The following is a 25,166-nucleotide window of genomic DNA, read 5'->3' as shown; positions in this document are numbered from 1 at the left end:
TTGCTTTCAGTTCTTTAATTTTATTGATGATTCACAGTCGGGCAGAATGTCTTTATACCTTTTACCGTGTTGTGAATTGCTTTCAGTTCTTTAATTTTATTGATGATTCACAGTTTGCACTTGGCCCAATCATTTCAGTATCTTGTTGTGAATTGCTTTCAGTTCTTTAATTTTATTGATGATTCACAGTTTTACGACCTCGCTTACCCGTAGGCCGCAAGTTGTGAATTGCTTTCAGTTCTTTAATTTTATTGATGATTCACAGTTCTTTATCGACTATGATGAACTTCCATCCTGTTGTGAATTGCTTTCAGTTCTTTAATTTTATTGATGATTCACAGTTAATCCATCATTATAATTTCACCTGTATCAGTTGTGAATTGCTTTCAGTTCTTTAATTTTATTGATGATTCACAGTAGCTGCGTGAAATTATTGGTGTAGGTAATAGTTGTGAATTGCTTTCAGTTCTTTAATTTTATTGATGATTCACAGTTTAAACAAAGCGTTATAAAAAGAAATATTGGTTGTGAATTGCTTTCAGTTCTTTAATTTTATTGATGATTCACAGTTTACTATTTATTTAATTAATTATATTTCCGTTGTGAATTGCTTTCAGTTCTTTAATTTTATTGATGATTCACAGTTTGTAATTAAATCTTATATCAGTTCTACCTGTTGTGAATTGCTTTCAGTTCTTTAATTTTATTGATGATTCACAGTCCCTCAAATCAACCGCCATTATTGAAACAGGTTGTGAATTGCTTTCAGTTCTTTAATTTTATTGATGATTCACAGTGAAGTTCTTAGGAGTATTGTGTACAAGTCTGTTGTGAATTGCTTTCAGTTCTTTAATTTTATTGATGATTCACAGTTGTATCGCCTAAAAAGGCGATCCCGTACATGTTGTGAATTGCTTTCAGTTCTTTAATTTTATTGATGATTCACAGTATAACCTTAAACCGAAAAGTAAACATAGTAGTTGTGAATTGCTTTCAGTTCTTTAATTTTATTGATGATTCACAGTGATATTTATAAGTCATAAACCTACAGCAAAGTTGTGAATTGCTTTCAGTTCTTTAATTTTATTGATGATTCACAGTCTACCAAAAAATAAAGCAGCAGCAGCAATAGTTGTGAATTGCTTTCAGTTCTTTAATTTTATTGATGATTCACAGTTCAATAGCTACTTCCTTCCCCTTGCCTACGTTGTGAATTGCTTTCAGTTCTTTAATTTTATTGATGATTCACAGTGTATGTACGAGTTACACAACCAACAACAGCGTTGTGAATTGCTTTCAGTTCTTTAATTTTATTGATGATTCACAGTCCAGAAGATGAGCGAAAAAACGGGACTTATGTTGTGAATTGCTTTCAGTTCTTTAATTTTATTGATGATTCACAGTATACCGGTCATAAAACACTGGTATACTGTTTATTAACCTCTTATTTAGGAATATAAAATAAGCGGATTTTCTTTTGCACTTAGTATCAGTGCTTCCCTTTTTTAAATTCAAAAAAGCTCTAGTTGTTGGCTTGGGGTCTCTGGAGTCTGTACTTTTTGACCATGAAACAATTCGATCATTCCAAATTGCTTATCGGTTATTTGCATAATCCCTACTTTACCTTTTTTTGGCAAGGCATTTTTAGTACGCCTTATATGTACATAGGCATTCTCCCTACTTGGGCAAAAACGCATATAAATACTAAATTGAAACATGGTAAATCCGTCGTTAAGCAACTCTTTTCTAAACCTGGCGGCATGTTTGCGTTCAGTGGCGGTTTCCGTTGGCAAATCAAAAAAAACAAGTACCCACATGCTCCGGTATTGGTTAAGGCGTTCAAATCTATTTTTACTCATAAAACACATCTTGTTTGATGTTGTTTAACAGCGAATTTTAACCTTTAAAATTCAGGGTACAATACTTTTCTATTGCTCCCTTCAAAACACTCGTACAAACTATTTGTAGTCCGGCTCATAGCGTTCATTAAAGGGCTTTGATTCCCATCTATAAAAACATCAATAGCAGGTAATGCCAATAATTCTTTTTTAAGGTGGGTATTAAGCTCCTGTAACTGGCAGCCAGTTTCTACAATATCATACACTAAAGCATCTACAAAAGGCCTATACGGTTCCATAATGTCATCGGCCAAGCAAAAAGCATTATACTTGTTTCTATGAAAAATACCAAGTGATGGTAATAAACCACTACTGCATAAAGCTCTGGCGGTTACTGCCCTTAGTATGGCGTAGCCATAATTTAACAAATTGTTGGGAGCTAGCCCTTTTTGGTTACGGCTAAAACCATCAATATCAAATAGGTTTTGAAAATAGTAGGCTGCCGCATACGCTTCATGGTTTTCATTATCGCCACTTTTAACTTCTTTGGCCCAACGTTTTAATTTTAACGCATTCTTTTTTCTATGCAATAAGTGGTTTGCTTGGTTTTCTATTTTAGCCGTTACGGTCTGTTGCCATAATTGTTTCTTTAAAGGTAAACTAGCATTTAATTGGTGGCGCATACGCTCCGTTTGTTCCGTATGCCCAACTAATGGCTGTAAAAAACCACATGGCATATGTTGTTGGTCACAAGTTAGCACTGCCGTTTTATTTTGTATTAATTTCATTAATAAACCATTGGTTACTGTAATTTGTTGGTTTTCCAACACCAAATAGCCTATGTCTTCAATGGCAATGGTTTTTTCTTCTTTAGCTTCTTCTGGGAAGTTGACCACCAATTGCTCATTTCGGGTACTTAAATAAGCAGGGTTTCCGAAAAATAGCGTGCGTTTGATCATAATACTAAGCTTTAGAAATATTTCCTAATCTGTCTATAATGAGTTTGATGCATCGCTCCTTTATACTCATACCATCTAAACTCGCTGTTTTTGAATCAAAAGAACCCGTAGGTTTTTGTTTCTTTTCATCAAATTTCATATCAACTTCTTTTGGACAAATAGACTTCGCTAATGTATTGGGAGAGAAGTAAATCGTATAACCCGAAAAGTCATTTACATTGTATAATCTTTTACGTTGGCTTTTACTTAAATTATTAAAATCCAATGAATTGATATTATTAAGCTCTTCTTCTGTTGGAATGTAAACAAGGTCTAATGGCGAAAGTGTCATTTTATAATCTACTAAAACTTCTTTACTTCTATTTATTGCTGTGTTAGAAATAGGGACTGGAGTTCTATTTTTCTTAGGCATATTTGCAGCATTTTTTTGATGAATAATTACTTTATTTAAAGGTACTGTTTCATAATATTGCCCATCCTCATTTCTATAAATGTTAAAGTATAAATTGGGTGATCCTTGAGCATATTTCTTTGCATTTATGCCTTTAAATCCTAATGCAAATCGACCACTTCCTTTTTCAAATAGACGGACTTTATAAATTGGTTTATGAGGTTTCTGATCATTAAACTGTTCAATATTTGAATTTAAATCTTCTAAACCTTCTTGAGAGAATGCAAGTTCACTATTATAGACCTCTTTATCTTTTTTATCGAGTTCTTTAAACTTTTCTTGCATTAAATAATTTCTAAGAATCTTTTGAATACCTGTGTCTGTAATTTTCTCGATTTTTTTGAGGTCAAAAGACTTGTCAAGTGATTTTCTTGTAGCATAAGTAAATTTTTCTTTCTCTGCTTTTACCCAAGGTAGATTAACAATTCCAGAAATAGTCTCTTCGTGCAGTGGTTGTCTAACTGCCCAATTATCGCCTTTAGTCTGTTTACGAAGTTTTTTAATGGGTTTCCCATTTTTATCTAGATTTAGCTTGCCATTTTCATCTTTATAAGACCAAAATTTGTTGTTGGCTTTATTGATAACCCGTAAATTTTGCTTAAAACTAATAACTGTTTCTTCTAATTGGTTTTTAGCTTCGGTTGTAAAACCGTGCCACGGCATTTGAAATGATTTGGTATAATGATCATTATCGTTTTTAATCAACAACTTATCACGTAAACCATAGTTTTTATTTTCAGTATTTAAAGCACTCAAATAATTACTGTGATTTCGTGTGCAACAAGCCACTACCAAAGCGTCTAAGGCGTGATGGCGATGGTCTATACGCTTTTTACTAAACCCTTTTAGCAATTCATCCGGTACAGTTGGTATGGTGTTTCCATTAGTATTGGCTGTGGTAAAGTCATTGGTTTGTGTTAATTGGTTTAAGCGCTTAAATCGTGGTAAAATAAGCTCGTTCCACTTGTCATTTAAGCCCCAATCGTTTTTAAGTTTTGAGGTTACAGAACCCGTTACTGGAATTAAGTTTTTTGATGTTACTTCTTGCTCGCCTTCTTCACGAACGATATTGCTCAACAATCCTTTAACCAATTTACTTATGTAGCGGCTATCGTTCATTTGTCTATTGATAAATCCTTCTGGTATATCTTCACTTAATAGATTTTTCAATTTTTGACGGTTGTTTTTAAAGTATTTATTAACGTGAGCTTCGTATGCAGCCAGACTTAGCAATTTATGCCCATTGATAACGTTTTCGCCTTTATCTTTTAAATATTCAAATGCCGTTTTATTATCCTTGTCTTCGTTAACCTCGCTTTCACAAATTATTTTATTACTTGATGAATTATCAAAATAGCGGGACTGTGGAATAATATGTTCTATTTGATAATGGTGCGTAAATAATTTAGATAAAGGAATAGGTTTGCAGGTATACGGCGAAATATAGCCTTGCTCTAACCATAGGCGATAGCGTTGAATTTCTTTTTGCGTTGGATTGTTACTACGTCTAATTTTTGTGATTTCATCTTCACTAACTTTTGAATAATCTACTTTAGGGTTTTGATAAACACCTTCTTCATAGATTTTTAAAATACCTTGCTGACTTGGTGAATAGTCTCTAACATCTCCCTGAATTGAAGCATCATTCATTAAGTCCTTTAAGATTTCTCTAATACGATTGTTTGTGTTCTCGTTTTCGGTATTTCTTTCAGAAATTCTCTTTCGCTTGTCAGCCGGGTTTTTCATTTCACGACCTAACTCCACATGAATCTCATTGAAAAAATTAGTTTGGCTTTTGCCGTGATGTTTCCAAATATCACGTACCACCCGCAAAGTTTCAGTAACCACCTGTTCTACAATAGGATTCCGAAGCGAGTGTTGTTTAAAGTTTTTAAGATACGTGTCTATATCATCGGGAGTTTTCCAATTTTGGATATCACCAACCTCTGAGTGCCTACCGTAAACCAAATATGTAGCTTGAAAGGTATTTAAACCCATTAGTGGATTTCTATCCTTAAACGAGACAAAGCTTTTTATAAGTTGCTTTTTTACATCATCATCGCTAACATTTACTAAAGTTTCGGCAAGTTCTTTAGAGCTATAATCCTCTTTTAAGTTAAGCGCATTAACACGTTCCATAATTTCAGACACACGTAGTTTTACTTTTTCTGAAATATCATTTTCGGTCCAATAGTTACCTCTTCGCATTAATGGTAGTAATTTATTTAATGCTTTTTTAGAATAACTACCATAGTCGCTTTTAAAAGGAGGAAATTTGATAAAATTAGCTACAAAAGATTCTTCGTTTAAATGATGTTTTATAGCGAACTTTTCTAAAGCAGATTCGTATTCCTTAATATCTGAAACTGAATAAATTATGTGCCATAATTGTTCAATTCTAGATACAAAAGGACTATTGTCTTTAGTGCCGATCTGTGTTTTTTTATCTAAAAACGTGTTGATTTCCTCGATACCTTCGACTTTGGTTAAGCGGGAAATAAATTGCGCTCTAGTTTCTGTAAACGGGTATTTTTTATCTTCAACATAATTCCATCGGTAATGGTCTTTTTCAGTTTTATTAATGAGTTTTTTATCAATAAAATACTTAATGAATTGCTTTTGTTCCAGTTCTTTTTTACACTGTAGAAAGTTGAATAAATTAACCCAGCTATCTTCGCTTGGTAATAATTGCTTGGTAACATCGGTTAGTTCGCCTTTTTCCGTATCAACTTTATTATAGATTTTTAGGTTTTGCAACCACTGCCAATTTCTAAACTCCTGAAATAGTGGATGTGATTTTGGTATAGCTTTTACAGCCTGTTTAACCTCTTCGTTTTCACCTGAATCTTTATTGGCTTTATAATAAACACGTTGCTCTAACTGACAACCAGAAATGTTAGATTTTTGACTTTTAAGGGGACGCTGATAGAAAATAATATCATCCATCAACAAATAGATAAAGTCACGGTTTTTTATAGCATTTTGGTGTGCTTCGTTTCTTGGGTATAATTCTTCAATACAAGCCTTATATAATTCCTCTGAAAAAAGTGTAGGTTGTAGCTCAATTTGCTTGATTAAAATATTCTTTAATTCCTCTTTGTAGAATTTACGTTCTATGGTTTTAACAAGTTTTCCTCTTATTTTCTGTGTTGGATTTTCAAGCAGGGTTTCATAAATGAATTCGCCAACCGTTTTATTGGAACGCTCAATATCCTGTTCGGTTTTCGCTTTTATGGCAGCCCAATCTTTTTCGGAATCAACGGTTTTGTAGCTTCTTTTTAAATCGCCATTCTTTAGCACTTTTGTAGTTACAATAAATTCCTTTGTCCTATCTATCCAATCTTCGGTTTTAACTACTTGTTTATCGTATTTCCAACCGTTTTCAAAAATTACATCAAACAATGGCTTTCCTTTTACCGCTTCACCAGAATTAATAACTTCTTTTACTTTAAGCTTAACAAATTGCTTGTTTTTATCGTCGTCAATTTCTTCTCCACGCAATTGATAATACCCACGCTTTTGATTGAAATTTAAAATAATCCAAGCCAATTCTTGCTTGGTCAAGGGTTGTGAAAGTGCTTTTTTGCGTAAATAATACAGTGTCCAGTCATACGGTATTTTAGTTTCTTCTCCATTGGACTTCAAATAAAATAACTCCGGTTGAGCTTTTTTAAATTCTGTAAGCATTTCGTTAAATGATGATATAAAAATAAACTCATGTTTATTTTCTACGTTGCATCTATAATTGAGCTTTATTTCTTTCCCTTCTTTAAATTGACCTAATCGCTTTTCAAAATCTATATGTTCATCATAATGCTTAGGCAAAAATCCTAGAATATGCAATACACGATGCAAACGCTCTCTACGTAAATTGTCCCGTTGATATAAACGTCTTGTTCCTCTGTATCCAGTTCTTTCAGCTGTTTGCGAATGAGATTGGCCAGCATCGAACTTCCCTAAAATATCAGCGCTCATTGGTATAATACGAACACCCATATCATTTATTTTACCCTCTTTTTCAGTAAAACTATTTTCAATTAACGCCCAACCAATTGAATTGGTTCCTAAGTCTAACCCAAGTATTTTTTTCATGCTTATATATTATGCAATGAAAATACAAAGTATTGTAAGAATGTGTTTACGGAATCCCGTAATCCATTTTAAAATTTAATGATTACATTTACCATACTGAAAGCAATTCACAATAAGGATTATTCCGTTGTGAAAACATTTAAGCCGCCTCGACTTCCAATTCGGGGCATTTTTTTTGGAATTAATCTAAATGTATTTCAAATGGATAGTGATAAAAGAAAAGTTAAAAAATATTTTTTTCGGCAAAATATCGGCATTAAATAAAATAAAAAAACCTAACAAATTGAATATCAATTTGTTAGGTTTTTACTCCGTACTCGAGGCGGGAATCGAACCCGCACTCCGAAGAACTGGATTTTGAATCCAGCGCGTCTACCAGTTCCGCCACTCGAGCGTGTTAACCATTTTACAAATGGCATCCTATAAAAATAGGACTGCAAAACTAAATAATTATTTTCTTACCATCACTAAAAATATTAAGATTTATGCATTAGCAACCAAATTTAATTTTTAAATTTGCACCTCTTTAAAAACAAGGGCTTCAATAAATTATAGAAGCAACTCTTTGGAAAACAATAAGAAAGACATGCCATACCAAGTACCACAACCGAAAATATTTGCTTGTACCCAAAGTAAAATCTTAGGCGAAAAAATCGCTAAGGCTTACGGAATGGAATTGGGTAATGTAATTTTTTCTCGTTACAGTGATGGTGAGTTTCAACCTTCTTTTGAAGAATCTATTCGTGGAACACGAATTTTTATAATTGGTTCTACACACCCTGGCCCAGAAAATTTAATGGAAATGTTATTGATGATCGATGCTGCAAAAAGAGCATCTGCGCGTCACATAACAGCCGTTATGCCTTATTTTGGGTGGGCAAGACAAGATAGAAAAGACAAACCTAGAGTGCCTATAGCAGCAAAACTAGTTGCTAAAATGCTAGAGACAGCAGGTGCTACTAGAATTATAACGATGGATTTGCATGCAGATCAAATACAAGGATTTTTCGAAAAGCCTGTAGATCATTTATTTGCATCAACCTTGTTTTTACCCTACCTAAAAAGTCTTGGGTTAAATAACCTTACGATAGCTTCCCCAGATATGGGCGGTTCTAAAAGAGCATATGCCTATTCCAAAGCTTTAGATTGTGATGTTGTAGTTTGTTATAAGCAAAGAGCAAAAGCCAATATTATTTCGCATATGGAGCTCATTGGCGATGTACAAGGAAAAAATGTAGTGCTTGTTGACGACATGGTCGATACTGCAGGAACATTAACAAAAGCGGCCGATTTAATGATGGAGCGTGGTGCTATTAGTGTACGAGCTATAACAACACATGGTTTATTATCGGGTAATGCATACGAGAAAATTGAAAACTCTAAGCTTACGGAATTGATAATTACAGATTCAATTCCTATTGAGGTAAAGAGTGATAAAGTAAGAGTATTAAGCTGTGCCAATTTATTTGCAGATGTAATGGATAAGGTACATAACAACAATTCTATTTCTTCTAAATTCTTAATGTAGCTTTGGCTGCGCTCCGCTACCGTTTTATTATGATAGCAATTTAGATAAAATAGACTTGACCAAGCCTTATGGAAGGCACAATTAAATAGAGTATTAATTTTTAATATATATAATGAAGTCAATTACAATTAAAGGATCACAAAGAGAAAGCGTGGGCAAAAAGGCAACGAAAGCCCTACGTAATGCTGGAAAGGTTCCTTGCGTAGTATACGGAGGGGATAAACCATTACATTTTTCAGCAGACGAACTATCGTTCAGAGACTTGGTTTACACTCCAAATGCACATACAGTTGCAATTGAATTGGATGGTGGAACCTCAATTAATGCAGTATTGCAAGATATTCAGTTTCACCCAGTAACCGATGCTATCATTCACATTGATTTTTATCAATTATTTGATAACAAAGTTATTACTATGGACATACCGGTAAGATTAGAAGGAAACTCTCCTGGTGTTCGTAATGGTGGACGTTTATTATTTAGAAAACGTAAACTTACTATTAAAGCATTGCCAAGTAAACTACCGGATTTCTTTGATGTCGATATTTCTAAATTAAAAATCGGTCAAAACATTTCTGTAGGTACATTGTTAAGCGATGATTTTACCATTCTACACCCAGACACTACTGTTGTTGTTCAAGTTAAGACTGCACGTACGGCAGTTGCTATTGAGGACGAGGATGAAGAAGGAGAAGAAGGTGCTGAAGGCGCGGAAGATTCTTCAGAAGATTCTGCTCAAGAATAAACAGTCTAGTTTAAGATTATCTATAAAGCATCCTGGTACTAGTATCAGGATGCTTTTGTATTTTTACATCCTTAATCGCAAAAGAAAATGTTCGCTTTTTTAAACTATATTTTTTCAAAGAAGAACAGTATTGAAGAGAAAGATCCCATGAAAAAATTTTTAATTGTTGGCCTTGGTAATATTGGTGATGAATATGCAGAAACCCGTCATAATATTGGATTTAAAATTTTAGATGAAGTAGCAAAAGCAAATGAATTTACTTTTGAAACGGCTAAACTTGGGGACATTGGCTCATTTAAGATAAAGGGTAGAACAATTATATGTCTTAAGCCGTCTACGTATATGAATCGTAGTGGTAAAGCTTTAAAATATTGGATGGACAAAGAGAATATACCTCAAAGCAATATTCTTGTAATTACTGATGATATTAATTTACCTTTTGGCACTATACGCATAAAAACCAAGGGCAGCAATGGAGGGCATAACGGACTAAAAGATATAGAGCTGTTTCTACAAACTATTTTATATAATAGATACAGATTTGGTGTAGGTGCCGATTTTGGCAAAGGAAGACAAGTAGAGTATGTATTAGGCAAATGGAGCGATGAAGAAAACGATCAGTTGCCCGAACGCTTAAAAAAATCTACAGAAATCATTAATTCATTTGCACTTGCAGGAATTGCCAGAACAATGAACCAATTCAACAATTCTTAAAGAACCCTAAAGTTATAAATTCCAGTATCCGATTTATTCCCTTCTGCATCGGTAACTACAATTTTCCAATAATAAACCGTATCGGCAGTAACAGAAACTTTCATACTTGTTACCGTTGGCTGTAATGTACCTGCTAAATCCACAGGCGGTGTTTCAACGGAAAAATATACATCGTAACTTACGATATCATCATCTAGATCAGATGCCGACCACGAAAGTGTAACTTCATTATTTAAGTCTTTAAAAACATTATCTGATGATTCCGGACTTATAATTGTTGCAGGAAATGGGGCGAACGTAGTTCTTGAACCCGAATTATAAAAACTCCACATCTCACTGGACACGGTTTGTTCTACTTGACTATTTTTTGAGCGGACAATCCAAGAAAACTGTTCGCCTTTTGCCAATGGTAATTTTGCAGATGTAGTTGTTGATGTTATGGTTTGCGTGGTACCTGTAGTAGTATTCGTAACCCTTAACTCATACGTTTCTGTATGATCGGCAGCAGCCCATTGAAACTCAACTTGACTGGTTTCTTGACCTAAACTTTGGCCAGTGGTACATTCAGAATTTTTTTCTGGAAAGATAAGTAGCGCCGCTTCAGGAGGCATTGGCGTTCTTTTCTTTTTACAACCAGAAAAAGTGATAACTAAACAAACACTAAACAGTATAAGGCGCATCATTCTTTAACAACTTTTGAGGTTCCTTTTATTTTTACACTTTTATACTTTAGGTAGTAAACACCGGTAGATAATGAGCTTAAATCTATTTCTACGACGCCGTCTTGTGATAGTACCGATTCATCAAAAACCCATCGTCCATCAACACTAAACACCCTTACCAACACTTTTTCTTGGTTGCTTCCTAAGTATACTTTAACTATATCCTTAACGGGATTTGGAAAAACTATTGGCTTCTCAAAAAAGCCAAATTCCTCTTCATAAATTCCTTGACATGGAATATTCGTAAAAACTTTTAAGATATTCAATCCTTTTTCTAAATCTAACACCACACTAGATTTTTCTGTTTGAATAGAAATTCCGTTTAACTCGATGGTATAAATCGACGAGCCTTCCATTTCAAGGGTAATTTGCGAACCATCTAGTGCTATTTTAGAAGAAACGCTCAATGGTGCCGGTTCTGTTATTTGAACTTCTACACAATACTCCACATATGATATGGTTCCGTCTGTTCCAGTTATACATAGCGTATATGTACCTGAACTCAAATTTTCCAAAATAAAGGAATTTGAAAAATTCTGGGATAAATTAATGCCATTACCTGTAATGGCTACTTCATAATCAAGAGCTAATTTTGGTATTATAGTCAACGAACCATCGTTATTATCCCTACAAGTTTCGCTTTCTAAACTTACCAAAAAGTTTTCTTCAGGAAAACGGTAGACAGGGCAGCCAGAAGCATCAACTTCGAGACCATTTAAAGTTCCAGGACAAAGGTCGTCGCCATCATCAAAAACACCGTCGTTATCATCATCGGGTCTAAAATCTCCCTCCACACATACCTCAAGAGCAAAAGCATTTAAACGACCGCCATCCGAAGGCGCATTATCACGTATTTCCAAGGTCCATTCGCCAAGTATAGATTCTCCATTAAAAGCACTTAAACTTCCTAATGGCCTTACCGAACCGCTTATACCTGGATTATTAAAACAATTAAAAGAGGGGCTATCATCGTCAAAAGTGGCCAAAATATTTTGAGCCTCGCCACAAGAACCAGAAACCAATGTTACTGCTGTACCTGCTGGTGATGTTAGTTTAATCACTAAATCGGCTAAAAAGGTATGTTCTATATCCAGAACAACATTTAAATCTGCCACCGCAAGATTTTCGTAAAATACGATCTTAGAACTAATTACGGGCGTACCACTGCTTGATATCGTTATAGGCAATGCCGTTGCCTCTTTTACAGCACAATTAAACTGTATAGTAGAAAAACTAAAAGCAGTACCAAAAACGCCTTCACCGCAATCGTTTTTAGGTCTTAAACGCCAAAAATATTGGCTATTGTTTTCTAGTAAGGATGGTGCATAAAAATCGGTACTTACCGTAGCAGATTCTATAATAGTTGCAAAGCTTATATCTGTCGCAATTTCAATATCGTACAATGTATTACCTATGGCGTTTGTCCAATTCAAAACCACATCTTTAGACACATTTTCCATTCCATTACTTGGAGCGGTTAATTCAACAGATTCAAAAATAGCATCGTACACCCTTAATTGCAGCGTAACTTCTTTAGAAGCAGTTGCAGAAGTAGCTATAATTTTGATGGGATATTCACCTTCGGAAAGATTAGAAATACCTACAAAATCTACAGTTACATTGGTATTGGTCGTATCAGCTGATATTGGTGAAAAGTTAGCTGTCAGCCCCGTTGGTAAATCTATAGCACTAAAAGTACTTTCTTCATTAAATCCTATATTGGTTTCATAAGTAAAAGGAATAGAGATATCATTTGGTTTACACACATCGAAAACTACCTGATTAAAATTTAATACAATATCAGAAGGGGTTATTGTAAAATTAGAGCTATTTACCGAAAAGAAAATATTAGTATCGGCCTTTATCATTATGCGCCCTGTAGTGGTAGGTAAATTGGGAATAATAACACTTTGGTTTCCATCATTTACCGTATTTTCAACTAATAACGTTGGAAAAGTAATTCCACGATCCGTAGAAAAGTAAATAGAAACCGTTTCAGCGTTAATTGGCGCAACATTGGTGTTTGCAACATCCCAAGTAATGTTTTGCACCGAACCTGCTTCAAATGTCTCTTCTGTATTCTGCGAAGTTACCACAAATGGTCCGGCATCATTAATTACAGAAATCATTAATTCATCTGAAATTGACTGACCACCATTTAAAGCATTGTCACGGACGGTTAAAGAAAAGTTGAATTCACGGCCAATGCTTGAAAGCGTTTCCCAAGCTTCGTCAACACTTGGTGCCGCCTGTATTAATTGCCCACTTAAAATACGATTAAGTTTTGGGAAAAACCGTTGTGGCGAAATACTTGGAGGCAGTGACCTAAAATTAGCCCCTGCCGGATTAGCAGGCCCAAAGGTAGATCTCGTAACAATGCCGTTATCGATCTGTTCCCAAGAATAGCTAAGAACATTGGTGGTGTCAACATCATTGGCCTCACCAACCAACACAAAAGGAGTTTCCTTAGGAATACTATAATTTGACAAAGGAAGTAATGTGGGTGGCGAATTCGTTAAAACTTGAGTCTGCCCACATGAAATAGTTTGCAGATAATCTCTAATTTGAACCACACTTACATAATGAAAATAATCATCACTGTTTGAAGCCACATTATTGTTGCCAGTAATACCGGCATAGCCCATTATCGTAGTGCCACTTGCTGGTTCTACTTGCACCGTTGTACCTTCCGAAATATGTGAAAATGAGTGATTAGCACCAAACTGATGTCCCATTTCATGCGCTACCAAATCTATATCAAAGGCATCGCCAACAGGTGAAGACAAGGTGGTATAGCCGCTCCCCTTTCTATTGTCTTGACATACGGCACCAATAAATCCTGAGTTACCATCCAGCGTATTATCTTGTTGATTAAAAAGATGGCCTATATCATAATTTGCTTCACCGATAATATTTGTAAGTGTATTTTGAACTTGTGCACTTAAACTGCCTGTATAAGGATCTGTTTCTGGGTCCGTAAAAATTACTAAATCGGTATTATCTATTAGTTCAAGAGTTATAGCTAGGTCGCGTTCAAAAATTGCATTAATTCTAGTTAAACTGGCATTAATAGCCGCTAGGGCATCGATAACCGTTCCACCGTGAAATTGTGTATACTCCCCAGAAGCTGAAATGGCTACCCTAAATGTTCTTAATACTTGGTCATCTACTAACTTTGCAGTGTTATTTTGGGAATATTCCATTAAACTAGGCATTGTTCGGCAAACAAAATCAATATCACTTTTTTCTTGTTCTGTTCTCCTATACAACACATAGGTGTCATCCACTGACTTTTGCATAAACAAAGATCCGTTCTCCCCTGCCACACTTGTCATACTTTGAATGCCTTTATTTGAAACACTAAAACGAACTTGCTTAGTAGGATCATGTACGGCGACACCTTTGTACGATTTTATAGAAGGGTATTTTTCTGCAAGTTTTTCCGAAAACACACTTGCTTCCTGTACCCGAAATTCTATTAAAATCCCCTCTTCATTTGGAAAATAAATTACATTAGAATTCTTGTTTGCGGTAAGTGCTTGTATAAAAAGTTCTTGGTTTAAAACAAATGCTTTACCCTTATTTACTTGCAGCCGTTGCTTAGAAAATTGTTTAGCGCGTCCGTTTAATTCCGTATTTTTCCAATATGTAGATTGAGCTACCCCGTAAAAGGAAAGAAATAATATGGAAAATGAAAAAACTAGGCGTAATTTTGCAATCATTAAGGGGCTTTTATTACAAATCAAATATAAGTCTTTTTATTTTCTATCATAAGTGATTACAGTCCGCAACATTTCTAAATACAAAGAAGAATATCCTACGGTCATTACCATAGGCACCTTTGATGGTGTGCATATAGGTCACCTCAAAATACTGAACAAAATCATAAACCATGCCAAGGGTTCAGATCTAAAATCTTCAGTTCTTACTTTTTTTCCGCATCCGAGAATGGTTTTGCAGAAAGATGCCAACATTAAATTATTGAATACAATTGAAGAAAAAATTAACATTCTAGAGCGTTTAGGACTCGACATTCTAATAATACACCCATTTACTAAAGATTTTTCTAGACTTAGGGCTACGGAATTTGTACGAGATATTCTTGTAAACACTTTTAATATTAAAAAAGTAATAATAGGTTATGATCATAGGTTTGGTCGTAACAGAAATGCTAACATAACCGACTTAAGAGCTTTTGGAAATACGTTTGATTTTACGGTAGATGAAATACCTGCTCAGGAAATTGACGATGTATCCGTCAGTTCAACAAAGATCAGGAAAGCACTAGAAGACGGGGACATTGAGACAGCCAATAGCTACTTAGGCTATGAATACATGCTTACCGGCACAATAATAAAAGGCAAGGGCATTGGTAGGCAGTTAGGCTACCCAACAGCAAACCTTTTAATAGCTGAGGACTATAAATTGATACCAAAAAATGGAGCTTACGTTGTAAACAGTCTTCTAAATGGTAAAATTGTTTATGGCATGATGAACATAGGGTATAATCCAACTGTTAATGGTACGGAAAAATCTATAGAAATCAATTTTTTCGATTTTGATGCAGATCTGTACAACTTAAAAATTCAAATTAATATTTTAGCCCGTTTGCGAGATGAACATAAATTTGAATCTATTGATGCGCTTAAAGCACAATTAGTAAAAGACAAAGAAAAATCACTACAATACATTAACCGGTAAAATATGCTCAATAGGTTATTATTTCAACGTATAGATAATAGCCCCTTAATTGCCTTTCGTATATTTTTTGGTATTCTCGTTTCTCTTGAATGTTTTGGTGCTATTGCGACTGGTTGGATAAAGCGAAATTTAATTACACCAAAATATACTTTTCCTTTTATAGATTTTGAGTTTCTACAACCCTTACCAGGTAACGGCATGTATTTCTATTTTGTTTTAATGGGCTTACTTGGCCTTTTTATTGCCATGGGGTTTAAATATAGGGCAAGTATCATATCCTTCACAATTTTATGGACCGTAACCTATTTAATGCAAAAAACGGCCTACAACAATCATTACTACTTACTCATTTTAATAGCATTGCTCATGTGCTTTTTTCCTGCAGAAAAAAGTAGATCTTACGATGTTAAAATGAATCCGAAGATAGAAAGCAATTCCATGTATGCCTATGTAAAATGGATAGTTGTTCTACAATTATTTATAGTTTACGTATACGCATCTATAGCAAAAATGTATGGAGACTGGTTAGATTTTAGCACTATAGCCGTTATGATGCATTTTAAAAAGAATTATTGGCTAGTGGGTGACATTTTACAAGAACCTTGGGTACATACTATAATTGGAACCGTGGGTATTTTATTTGATTTGCTCATTGTACCTGCATTACTTTGGAAACCAACCAGAAAAGCGGCATTTTTTCTTTCCTTATTCTTTCATTTATTTAATTCAATCATATTTCAGATAGGTATTTTCCCTTATTTATCGATTGCCTTTAGTGTGTTCTTTTTTGAACCTGAATCAATTAGGAAAATATTTTTTAAAACTAAAACTGCATTCGCATCTACCTATACAGCGTTGCCCAACCATAAAAATACATTAGTTTTAGGCACAACTATTTATTTCATAATTCAATTAGTATTGCCTTTAAGACACCATGCCATTGAAGATAATGTGTTATGGAGTGAAGAAGGCCATAGGATGAGCTGGCGCATGATGCTACGTAGCAGACAAGGAAAAGGCACCTTTAAAGTAGTCGATAAGAACACTAAAGAAGAATTTATTATTGAACCTAAAGATTATTTATCTGGCAGCCAGGAGCGTAAAATATTTGCCTATCCAGATTTTACATGGCAGTTTGCCCAATATTTAAAAAAAGAATTCGAGCAAAACAATAGAAACGTATCAGTATACCTAATAAATTCTAAGATTAGCATAAACCGTAAACCCTATGTCCCCTTTATAGATTCCACAACTGATTTAGCAGCAGAAAAATGGTTTCGATTAAAACATCATGACTGGATTCACCCTTCAAACTTCGAAAATTCTAAAAATTAGTTTAATACAGGTTTAGTATTTAAAAGTTACTCTTATAAATATAAGATTAACGTAAATTTGCATTCAAATACAATGTTATAATGTTACAAATACAGACCATTCGGGACAATAAAGAAGATATTATTCTTGCCTTAGCCAAGAGAAATATTGACGCCCAACCTCTATTAGAAAATTTACTACAATTAGATGAAAATAGACGTACGACCCAAACACGTTTAGATAATGTTTTAGCAGAATCTAATAAACTTTCCAAAGAAATTGGAGTATTGTACAAGACTGGAAAAGTTCAAGAAGCGAATCTGCTTAAAGAGCAAACAGTGAACTTAAAAGAAGAATCCAAACAATTAAGTGAAGATTTAACGGACATAGAAGAAAAGCTTCAAGGGTTATTATATCAGATTCCGAATGCACCACATGACTCTGTAAAAAAAGGATCTTCCGAAGAAGATAATGAAGAGGTCTTTAAAGAGGGAGTTGTTCCTAGCTTAGATTCAACTGCTCAACCTCACTGGGAATTGGCCAAAAAATATGATATCATTGATTTTGAATTAGGAGTAAAAATCGCGGGAGCAGGTTTCCCTGTATATAAAGGAAAAGGAGCTCGTTTACAGCGTGCATTAATTGCCTATTTTTTAGATAAAAACACGGAAGCGGGATACACAGAAATTCAAGTACCCCATTTGGTTAATGAATTATCCGGATATGGAACAGGTCAATTACCCGATAAAGAAGGCCAAATGTATCATGTTACCGCAGATGACTTGTACTTAATACCTACTGCAGAGGTTCCAGTAACGAACCTTTTTAGAGATGTAATTGTAAACGAAAGTGATTTTCCTATCACTTACACCGGCTATACGCCATGCTTTAGAAGAGAAGCGGGCAGTTATGGCGCACATGTACGTGGTCTAAATCGGTTACACCAATTCGATAAGGTCGAAATTGTTCGTGTTGAACACCCTTCAAAATCCTATGAAGCTTTAGACGGCATGGTAGAGCATGTAAAAAATATTCTAAGAGAATTAAAATTACCCTACCGAATTCTAAGATTATGTGGCGGCGATTTAGGTTTTACATCTGCCCTTACTTTTGATTTTGAAGTATTTTCTACTGCGCAAGACCGTTGGTTAGAAATTAGCTCTGTCTCAAATTTTGAAACATACCAAGCCAATAGGTTAAAATTGCGTTATAAGGACGAGAACGGGAAAAACCAATTGGCACATACCCTAAATGGTAGTTCTTTAGCCTTACCACGGGTTTTAGCTGGTATTTTGGAAAACTACCAAACTCCAGAAGGCATTAAAATACCTGAGGTATTAGTACCGTATTGTGGTTTTAATATGATTGATTAAGTAGTTTATACAATTAGCTCTATGCAGAGCTATTCAACTTTATAACAATTAAACACCATATAAATACTATTTACATGGTGTTTCTTTTATGATTTTGAAATAACTGAAATTGGATTAAATCTGCGACCTTTACTATTAAATCTCAAAGCTTATGAATTGGATACTATTAGTCGTTGCCGGACTTTTTGAAGTTGCTTTTGCTTTTTGTTTAGGAAAAGCAAAGGAAACTACCGGTAACGAAATGTACATGTGGTATCTTGGGTTTTTAGTGACCCTTGCAATAAGTATGATACTTTTAGTAAAAGCAACACAGACATTACCAATTGGTACCGCCTATGCTGTTTGGACCGGTATTGGTGCTGTAGGAACCGTGCTTGTCGGGATATTTGTTTTCAAAGAACCGGCAACTTTTTTACGTATTCTATTTATTAGCACGTTAATAGGTTCTATAATTGGCTTAAAAATAGTGTCACACTAATCGATTATACATACTATAAGCTTGTTATAAAAGCATTAACAACATCTTACGGCATTCTGCGTATCTTTGAATATGCGTTTATTATTTTTCTTTATTTCTTATATATCGTTAGCGACTATGGCATGGGCACAAGATGATTTCTTGGCAAAGCAATATTTTGCTGATGGTGATTTTGAAAAAGCGGTTGTTTTTTATGAAAAGCTAGTAGAAAAAAACCCACGAAGAACAGAATATGCGCAAGACTTGGTTGCCTGTTACCAACAACTAAAAAGGTACGATGATGCAAGCGAGTTTATAAAAGAACGATTAAAAGATAGAAACCCCTACCCTACCTTGTTAATAGATTTGGGCTATAATTATGCACTTCAGGAGCAGCCAGAAATGGCTTTAAACCAATACGAAAAAGCTTTAGAAATTATACCTAAAAATCCAAATTATGGATATGCTATTGGTCTTCAATTTCAAAAATACAGTTTATTGGACCTTGCTGTAAAATCGTTTGAAAGCGCCATGGAATTAAACCCTGCTTTAGATTTCAATTTTCAATTGGCAAGAATTTACGGAGAACAAGGCAATGTGGAGGCCATGTACAATTCTTATCTAAATTTGGTAATTGACGGCAAAACCTCAAAATCGAACATTCTAAGAAGTATAGATGAATTTGTTTCTGAAAATGCCGACGACAAAAACAATCTTTTGCTAAAAAAAGTGCTTTTAGAACGCGCACAAAAGAATCCAGACATTCTTTGGAATGAACTACTTAGTTGGCTCTTTGTTAAACAAAACCAGTACAGTAGTGCTTTTAGACAAGAAAAGGCCATTTTAAAACGAATAAATGGCAGTTCTACATTACGCTTAGAGAATTTAGCTGCCAATGCCTTAGAAGTAGAAGCCTACGAAGATGCAAAGGAAATCTACGTCTATATCATTGACAATACTACCAATGAAAACACAAAATTAAATGCGGAATTAAATCTTATCGACATCAATCTTAGTTCTTCTTCACAAAGTCAATTAGCGGCTATTCAAAAAAAATATGATGAACTAATAGATCTTTATGGTTACAAGGCGCAAACGTTACAGCTTCAAGTAGCCTATGCTAATTTTTTAACTTTTAAAAAAAATGAACCTCAACCTGCAGAAAAGTTATTAAAGAACAGTTTAGAATTACCATTAAGTGACCGCGGAAATGCCTATTTAAAATTGGCTTTAGGCGACATTTTGGTTTATGATAAAAAATTCAACGAAGCGCTGATCTATTTTTCGCAAATACAGCAGAAATTAAAAAATGATGTTTTAGGACAAGATGCGCGGTATAAAGTGGCGCAAACCAGTTTTTATAAAGGAGATTTTGATTGGGCGCTTACACAGTTAAAAGTACTTAGAAGCTCCACCTCCCAATTAATTGCAAACGATGCCATGCAATTAAGTCTCTTAATTTCAGATAATTCACTGGAAGACTCTACACAAACGGCATTAAAGAAGTTTGCCCGTGCCGATTTTTTGGCTTATCAAAATAAAACAGAAGATGCTATACTTGCATTAAATGATATACTTGAAAACCATAAAGGCGAAAAAATTGAAGATGAAGCCCTACTCAAACAGGCTCAATTATACGAATCTCAAAAAAAGTATGACGAAGCTGTACTAAATTATCAGAAAATCATCACTTTTTATGGAAACGGAATTTTAGCCGATGATGCTTATTATGCTTTGGGCGAGTTATACAGAAAAATATATAAGGACACCGTAAAGGCAAAAGATAATTACGAGAAAATAATTTACACCTATCAAGACAGTTACTATTTTCCTCAAGCAAGAAAGAACTTCAGAATTTTAAGAGGAGATTCTATCAATTAAAAACACCATTATGATACTTAATTTAAAGAAACTGTTGAAGTAACTTTGCAACAGATATTTAGATTATAAAACTTGAACAAAACACATGTATATTTATAACGTTACCACCAATATCGAAGAAGGTAGCCACAACAGTTGGGTAAAATGGATGAAAGAAATTCATATCCCAGAAGTATTAGCAACAGGTAAATTTTTAAGTGCTAAGTTCACTAAAGTGTTAGTGGAAGAAGATATGGGCGGCTTCACCTATTCAGTACAATACACCGTGCAAGACAAGGCAACATTAGAGCGCTATTATAAAGAAGATGCTACGAAGTTAAGAGAAAGTGCGCAACAACTTTTTACAGGCAAACTAGTTTCATTTAGAACCGAGTTAGAAGTTATAGACGAATATTTTGTACAAAGAACAACTGCTACACATTACTTGTTCACTTATGGAACTTTACAAGAAAAGGAAGTTCAACTTGGTGTTTTCTCAAGGCTTTTAAATGGAAATGAAGATGAACTACCGCAATATGAGATTTCTGACACTAAAGTAGCAGGTCTTTACCCTACTTTACAACATACTGGCAAAGAAGAAAATCGTATAAAAGGCCAAGTTTACGCACTAACACATCAAGAATTGCAAAAGGCAGATGTTTATGAAGGAGAAGCTTATGAAAGAATTCTAATTAAATTAACATCGGGCAAAAACGCATGGGCATATATTGCCAAGTAATCTAGGTTTATTAGACTATTATGGGAACGAAAAGGAAGAAGAATAAAAACAACAAGTATACCGCAAAAAAACAGCATGATAAAGGACCCGTAAAAGCTAAAAAACACTTAGGTCAACACTTTTTAAAAGATGAAGATATTGCCAAACAAATTGCCGATACACTTCTACAAAAAGAATATAAAAACGTTATTGAAATTGGACCTGGGACAGGAGTATTAACCAAATACTTATTGCTTAGGAACAGTAATTTAGTAGCTATGGATTTAGATACTGAATCCATAACCTACCTAAATGAGAATTTTCCATTAGAACATCCAAAGGCATTTCAAAGTAAAGGCACTTTTAAAGTAATTGAGGCCGATTTTCTAAATTTTGATATTCCCACTTTATTTGGAGAAGAACAGTTTGGCATTACAGGAAACTTCCCCTATAATATTTCTACCCAAATTGTTTTTAAAATGCTGGAATTAAGAGACCAAGTTCCTGAGTTTTCTGGCATGTTTCAAAAAGAGGTAGCGGAACGTATTTGCTCAAAAGAAGGAAGTAAAACATATGGGATTTTATCAGTTTTAGCACAAGCTTTCTATGATGCCGAATATCTTTTTACTGTTCAACCAGATGTTTTTGACCCACCTCCAAAAGTACAGTCGGGTGTTTTAAGACTTACGCGTAAAGCAAATTTTCAACTACCTTGCGACGAACAATTATTTAGAAATGTAGTAAAGACCGCCTTTAATCAGCGTAGAAAAACTTTGCGCAATAGTTTAAAAACATTCACCTTATCAGATAATCTCAAAGAAGATATTATATTTGACCTGAGACCAGAACAACTGGCTGTAGAAGATTTTATAGCATTGACGAAGAAAATAGAAGATGACACCCTTTAAACTTACGGAAGAACTAGTTGCGGATATAGAACAACTCATTGAAAATAAAAATGATGTTGAGCTTAATGCTCTATTGGTGGACGTACATTATGCTGATATTGCAGAAATCATTAATGAACTTTCTGATGATGAAGCTACCTACTTAATTAAACTCCTAGATAGCGACAAAACTTCGGATATTCTTACGGAGTTAGATGAAGATATCCGTGAAGCTATTTTGGGCAACCTTTCTTCTCAAGAAATTGCTAGCGAATTAGAAGAGCTAGATACCGATGATGCCGCAGATATTATAAATGAATTACCTAAAGAACAGGTACAAGATGTTATCTCAAAAATTGAGGATCGCGAGCATGCTAAAGATATCGTAGATCTTTTACGTTATGACGAAAATTCTGCCGGTGGTCTTATGGCCAAAGAGCTTGTAAAGGTTAACGAAAATTGGAATGTGTTAACTTGTGTAAAGGAAATGCGTGCCCAAGCAGAAAATGTAACCCGTGTACATTCTATTTATGTGGTTGATGATGAAGATAAGCTAAAAGGACGGTTGTCATTAAAAGATTTGTTGACCACATCAACAAAAACACATATAAAGGATGTTTTCATATCAAATGTTGATTATGTGAATGTCAATGAAGACCCAGAAGAAGTAGCCAGGATTATGACTAAATACGATTTAGAGGCTATACCTGTTGTAGACGAAATAGGTAGATTAGTGGGTCGTATTACTATTGATGATATTGTAGATGTTATAAAAGAAGAAGCCGAACGCGATTACCAAATGGCGGCAGGTATTTCTAGGGGAGTTGAAGCAGATGACAGCATTTGGGAACTAACCAAAGCACGTTTACCATGGTTAATAATTGGTATGTTTGGTGGTATAGGAGCCGCTAGCATTATAAGCAGCTTTCAAGAAGTAATGAGCACATTTCCTATTCTTCTCATATTTGTACCTTTAATACAAGCAACCGCAGGTAATGTAGGAGTACAATCTTCCGCAATTATGGTACAAGGTCTTGCAAACAATACGGTAAAAGGAGAGATTTTAAATCGATTATTAAAGGAATTTACTTTAGCATTAATTAATGGAGTTGCCATTGCAGCTATAGTTTTGGTTATAAGTCATTTCTTCTTTCGTACCAGTTATTTAATTTCTACTACCCTTTGTGTAGCCCTTATTGCAGTTATTATAATTGCGGCATTGATTGGTACTTTTATACCCGTTTTTTTAGATAAAAGAGGTGTTGATCCTGCAGTGGCTACAGGCCCATTTATTACCACAGGAAATGATATTTTTGGTATACTTATTTACTTTTCAATCGCTAAGGTTATTTTAGGAATTTAAAACCGTGTAGTTTTTAATAAAATACATCTTCATTGCGTATATTACTGTTATCTTCAATTATAATACACATAGAAAATGGATATATGCTTAATGCGCTAAATGCAGAAATTTTACGGCACAAATGAAAAGTATTAATCTTAAAGAAAAGTTTGATTTAGTTCAAGGCTATTGGCATCCACACCAAATTGGAATTGTTGATGATATGCAAGTGTTGTTGGCTAAATTAAAAGGTGAATTTGTATGGCATTCCCATGAAAACGAAGATGAGTTATTTCATGTTATTAAAGGTATATTACACATGCAATTTAGAGACCGAACTGAAATAGTAAATGAAGGAGAAATAATTATTATCCCAAAAGGTGTTGAGCATTGCCCAATGACAACAAACAATGAAGAAGTTCATATTTTATTATTTGAAAAACTAACCACAAACCATACCGGTAAGGTTAAAGATAAATTAACTCAAACGGTGTATCCAAAAATATAATTCCCTTGTTAAATGAAAGTATTACACGTAGATATTAATCACCCGCTTATCATAGAGCAGTTTTCTGAATTAGGTTTTCAAAATGACGAAGATTATACTTCAACTAAGCAAGAAATTGAAAATAAAATTGACCAATATGATGGCTTAATTATTAGAAGCCGATTTACAATTGATGACGATTTTTTAGATAAAGCAAAAAAACTAAAATTCATAGGTAGGTTAGGTGCCGGTCTAGAAAACATAGACACCAAATATGCCAAATCGTTAGACATTTTTTTAGCGGCCGCACCAGAAGGCAACCGTAATGCTGTTGGCGAGCATGCACTTGGTATGTTATTATCTTTATTTAATAAATTAAATTCTGCAGATCAACAGGTAAGACATGGAAAATGGGACCGTGAAGGCAACAGAGGTATAGAATTAGAAGGTAAGGTCGTAGGGGTTATCGGCTATGGAAACATGGGTAAGGCCTTCGCAAAAAAACTTAAAGGCTTTGATGTCGAAGAGGTAATCTGTTATGATATAAAAGGCGGTGTTGAAGATGATAATGCACGGCAGGTAGGTATTATGGAATTCCAAAAACGTGTTGATGTTGTAAGTTTACATGTACCACAAACCGAATTAACCAAGGGGATGATAAACACCGATTTTCTAAATAAGTTTGAAAATCCTATTTGGATTATAAATACTGCAAGAGGTAAATGTATAAAAACAACGGATTTGGTCGAAGCAATAAAATCTGGCAAAGTATTAGGAGCAGGTTTAGACGTGTTGGAATATGAAAAAGCTTCTTTTGAAAACATGTTTTCTGACGATACACTTCCTGATGCTTTTCAATACCTTATTGAGTCTAATAAAGTACTACTATCACCACACGTAGCAGGCTGGACGGTTGAAAGCAAAATTAAATTAGCACAGACCGTGGTAAATAAAGTAAAGGCAAAATTTGTAGGATAA

General features: G+C 34.5%; 18 protein-coding genes, 1 tRNA gene and 1 CRISPR repeat array (1 of these 20 running past the window's edge). Of the genes, 13 read left to right on the top strand and 6 right to left on the bottom strand.

All coding sequences use genetic code 11. The annotated features are described in order from the left end of the window. Positions 1-1,404: direct repeats of the CRISPR family, unit length 46 nt; unit sequence GTTGTGAATTGCTTTCAGTTCTTTAATTTTATTGATGATTCACAGT (it extends 2,337 nt beyond the left edge of the window). A gap of 107 nt (positions 1,405-1,511) precedes the next feature. The 4 genes from cas2 to BTR34_RS10225 form a co-directional block, all read right to left on the bottom strand. Beyond that, positions 1,512-1,859 carry a CRISPR-associated endonuclease Cas2 gene (gene cas2 / locus BTR34_RS10245; protein WP_068481084.1) on the bottom strand — a complete coding sequence of 116 codons (348 nt, stop codon included), beginning with the start codon at positions 1,857-1,859 and terminating at the stop codon, positions 1,512-1,514. A gap of 44 nt (positions 1,860-1,903) precedes the next feature. Next, positions 1,904-2,797, bottom strand: a complete 894-nt coding sequence (gene cas1, locus BTR34_RS10240) for a type II CRISPR-associated endonuclease Cas1 (protein WP_068481081.1) — start codon at positions 2,795-2,797, stop codon at positions 1,904-1,906. Between the two features lie 4 nt (positions 2,798-2,801). Further along, complete coding sequence (gene cas9 / locus BTR34_RS10235; RefSeq protein WP_068481078.1) at positions 2,802-7,340, bottom strand: type II CRISPR RNA-guided endonuclease Cas9; 4,539 nt, start codon at positions 7,338-7,340, stop codon at positions 2,802-2,804. Positions 7,341-7,654: 314 nt separating this feature from the next. Next, a tRNA-Leu gene (locus BTR34_RS10225) sits at positions 7,655-7,734 on the bottom strand. Between the two features lie 192 nt (positions 7,735-7,926). Here BTR34_RS10225 and BTR34_RS10220 point away from each other — a divergent pair. The 3 genes from BTR34_RS10220 (at position 7,927) to pth (ending at position 10,327) form a co-directional block, all read left to right on the top strand. Further along, on the top strand, positions 7,927-8,868 hold the full coding sequence (locus tag BTR34_RS10220) for a ribose-phosphate pyrophosphokinase (protein ID WP_068481071.1): 942 nt from the start codon (positions 7,927-7,929) through the stop codon (positions 8,866-8,868). Positions 8,869-8,980: 112 nt separating this feature from the next. After that, positions 8,981-9,613: a 50S ribosomal protein L25/general stress protein Ctc gene (locus tag BTR34_RS10215; RefSeq protein WP_068481068.1), complete on the top strand. Its 633-nt coding sequence runs from the start codon at positions 8,981-8,983 to the stop codon at positions 9,611-9,613. Between the two features lie 87 nt (positions 9,614-9,700). Next, positions 9,701-10,327, top strand: coding sequence for an aminoacyl-tRNA hydrolase (pth, locus tag BTR34_RS10210; RefSeq protein WP_068481065.1), 627 nt, complete (start codon positions 9,701-9,703; stop codon positions 10,325-10,327). On the opposite strand, the gene BTR34_RS10205 is transcribed toward pth, so the two are convergent. Continuing rightward, positions 10,324-11,010, bottom strand: a complete 687-nt coding sequence (locus BTR34_RS10205) for a hypothetical protein (RefSeq protein ID WP_235843152.1) — start codon at positions 11,008-11,010, stop codon at positions 10,324-10,326. The two genes, pth and BTR34_RS10205, sit on opposite strands and share 4 nt — an antisense overlap. Beyond that, complete coding sequence (locus BTR34_RS10200; RefSeq protein ID WP_068481062.1) at positions 11,007-14,771, bottom strand: zinc-dependent metalloprotease; 3,765 nt, start codon at positions 14,769-14,771, stop codon at positions 11,007-11,009. Before BTR34_RS10200 ends, BTR34_RS10205 begins: the two co-directional genes overlap by 4 nt. A gap of 52 nt (positions 14,772-14,823) precedes the next feature. On the opposite strand from BTR34_RS10200, the gene BTR34_RS10195 reads away from it, so the two are divergent. From BTR34_RS10195 to BTR34_RS10145, 10 genes are all read left to right on the top strand, one after another. Then, complete coding sequence (locus BTR34_RS10195; RefSeq protein ID WP_068481059.1) at positions 14,824-15,750, top strand: bifunctional riboflavin kinase/FAD synthetase; 927 nt, start codon at positions 14,824-14,826, stop codon at positions 15,748-15,750. 3 nt (positions 15,751-15,753) lie between these two features. Continuing rightward, positions 15,754-17,085, top strand: coding sequence for an HTTM domain-containing protein (locus BTR34_RS10190; RefSeq protein ID WP_068481056.1), 1,332 nt, complete (start codon positions 15,754-15,756; stop codon positions 17,083-17,085). Positions 17,086-17,165: 80 nt separating this feature from the next. Next, positions 17,166-18,437, top strand: coding sequence for a serine--tRNA ligase (gene serS / locus BTR34_RS10185; RefSeq protein WP_068481053.1), 1,272 nt, complete (start codon positions 17,166-17,168; stop codon positions 18,435-18,437). Between the two features lie 151 nt (positions 18,438-18,588). Then, the gene (locus tag BTR34_RS10180; protein ID WP_068481050.1) at positions 18,589-18,915 is read left to right on the top strand and encodes a DMT family transporter; all 327 of its coding nucleotides are present in this window, start codon (positions 18,589-18,591) and stop codon (positions 18,913-18,915) included. A 72-nt stretch (positions 18,916-18,987) separates the two neighbouring features. Then, entirely contained in the window at positions 18,988-20,775 is a 1,788-nt protein-coding gene (locus tag BTR34_RS10175; protein WP_068481047.1) for a tetratricopeptide repeat protein, read from the top strand. A gap of 85 nt (positions 20,776-20,860) precedes the next feature. After that, a complete protein-coding gene (locus BTR34_RS19215) occupies positions 20,861-21,493 on the top strand; it encodes a DUF4286 family protein (protein ID WP_082960091.1) in 633 nt (210 codons plus the stop codon). Positions 21,494-21,513: 20 nt separating this feature from the next. After that, positions 21,514-22,380: a 16S rRNA (adenine(1518)-N(6)/adenine(1519)-N(6))-dimethyltransferase RsmA gene (gene rsmA, locus BTR34_RS10160; RefSeq protein ID WP_068481044.1), complete on the top strand. Its 867-nt coding sequence runs from the start codon at positions 21,514-21,516 to the stop codon at positions 22,378-22,380. Further along, positions 22,367-23,722 carry a magnesium transporter gene (gene mgtE / locus BTR34_RS10155; protein ID WP_068481042.1) on the top strand — a complete coding sequence of 452 codons (1,356 nt, stop codon included), beginning with the start codon at positions 22,367-22,369 and terminating at the stop codon, positions 23,720-23,722. Before rsmA ends, mgtE begins: the two co-directional genes overlap by 14 nt. A gap of 121 nt (positions 23,723-23,843) precedes the next feature. Next, positions 23,844-24,209, top strand: coding sequence for a cupin domain-containing protein (locus BTR34_RS10150; RefSeq protein WP_068481039.1), 366 nt, complete (start codon positions 23,844-23,846; stop codon positions 24,207-24,209). Between the two features lie 12 nt (positions 24,210-24,221). After that, positions 24,222-25,166, top strand: a complete 945-nt coding sequence (locus BTR34_RS10145; protein WP_068481036.1) for a 2-hydroxyacid dehydrogenase — start codon at positions 24,222-24,224, stop codon at positions 25,164-25,166.

Origin of the sequence: Maribacter hydrothermalis (genome assembly GCF_001913155.1) — a bacterium.
Taxonomy (GTDB): domain Bacteria; phylum Bacteroidota; class Bacteroidia; order Flavobacteriales; family Flavobacteriaceae; genus Maribacter; species Maribacter hydrothermalis.
Note: the sequence above shows the minus strand (reverse complement) of the source record. Positions and strands in the feature narration are given on the sequence as shown.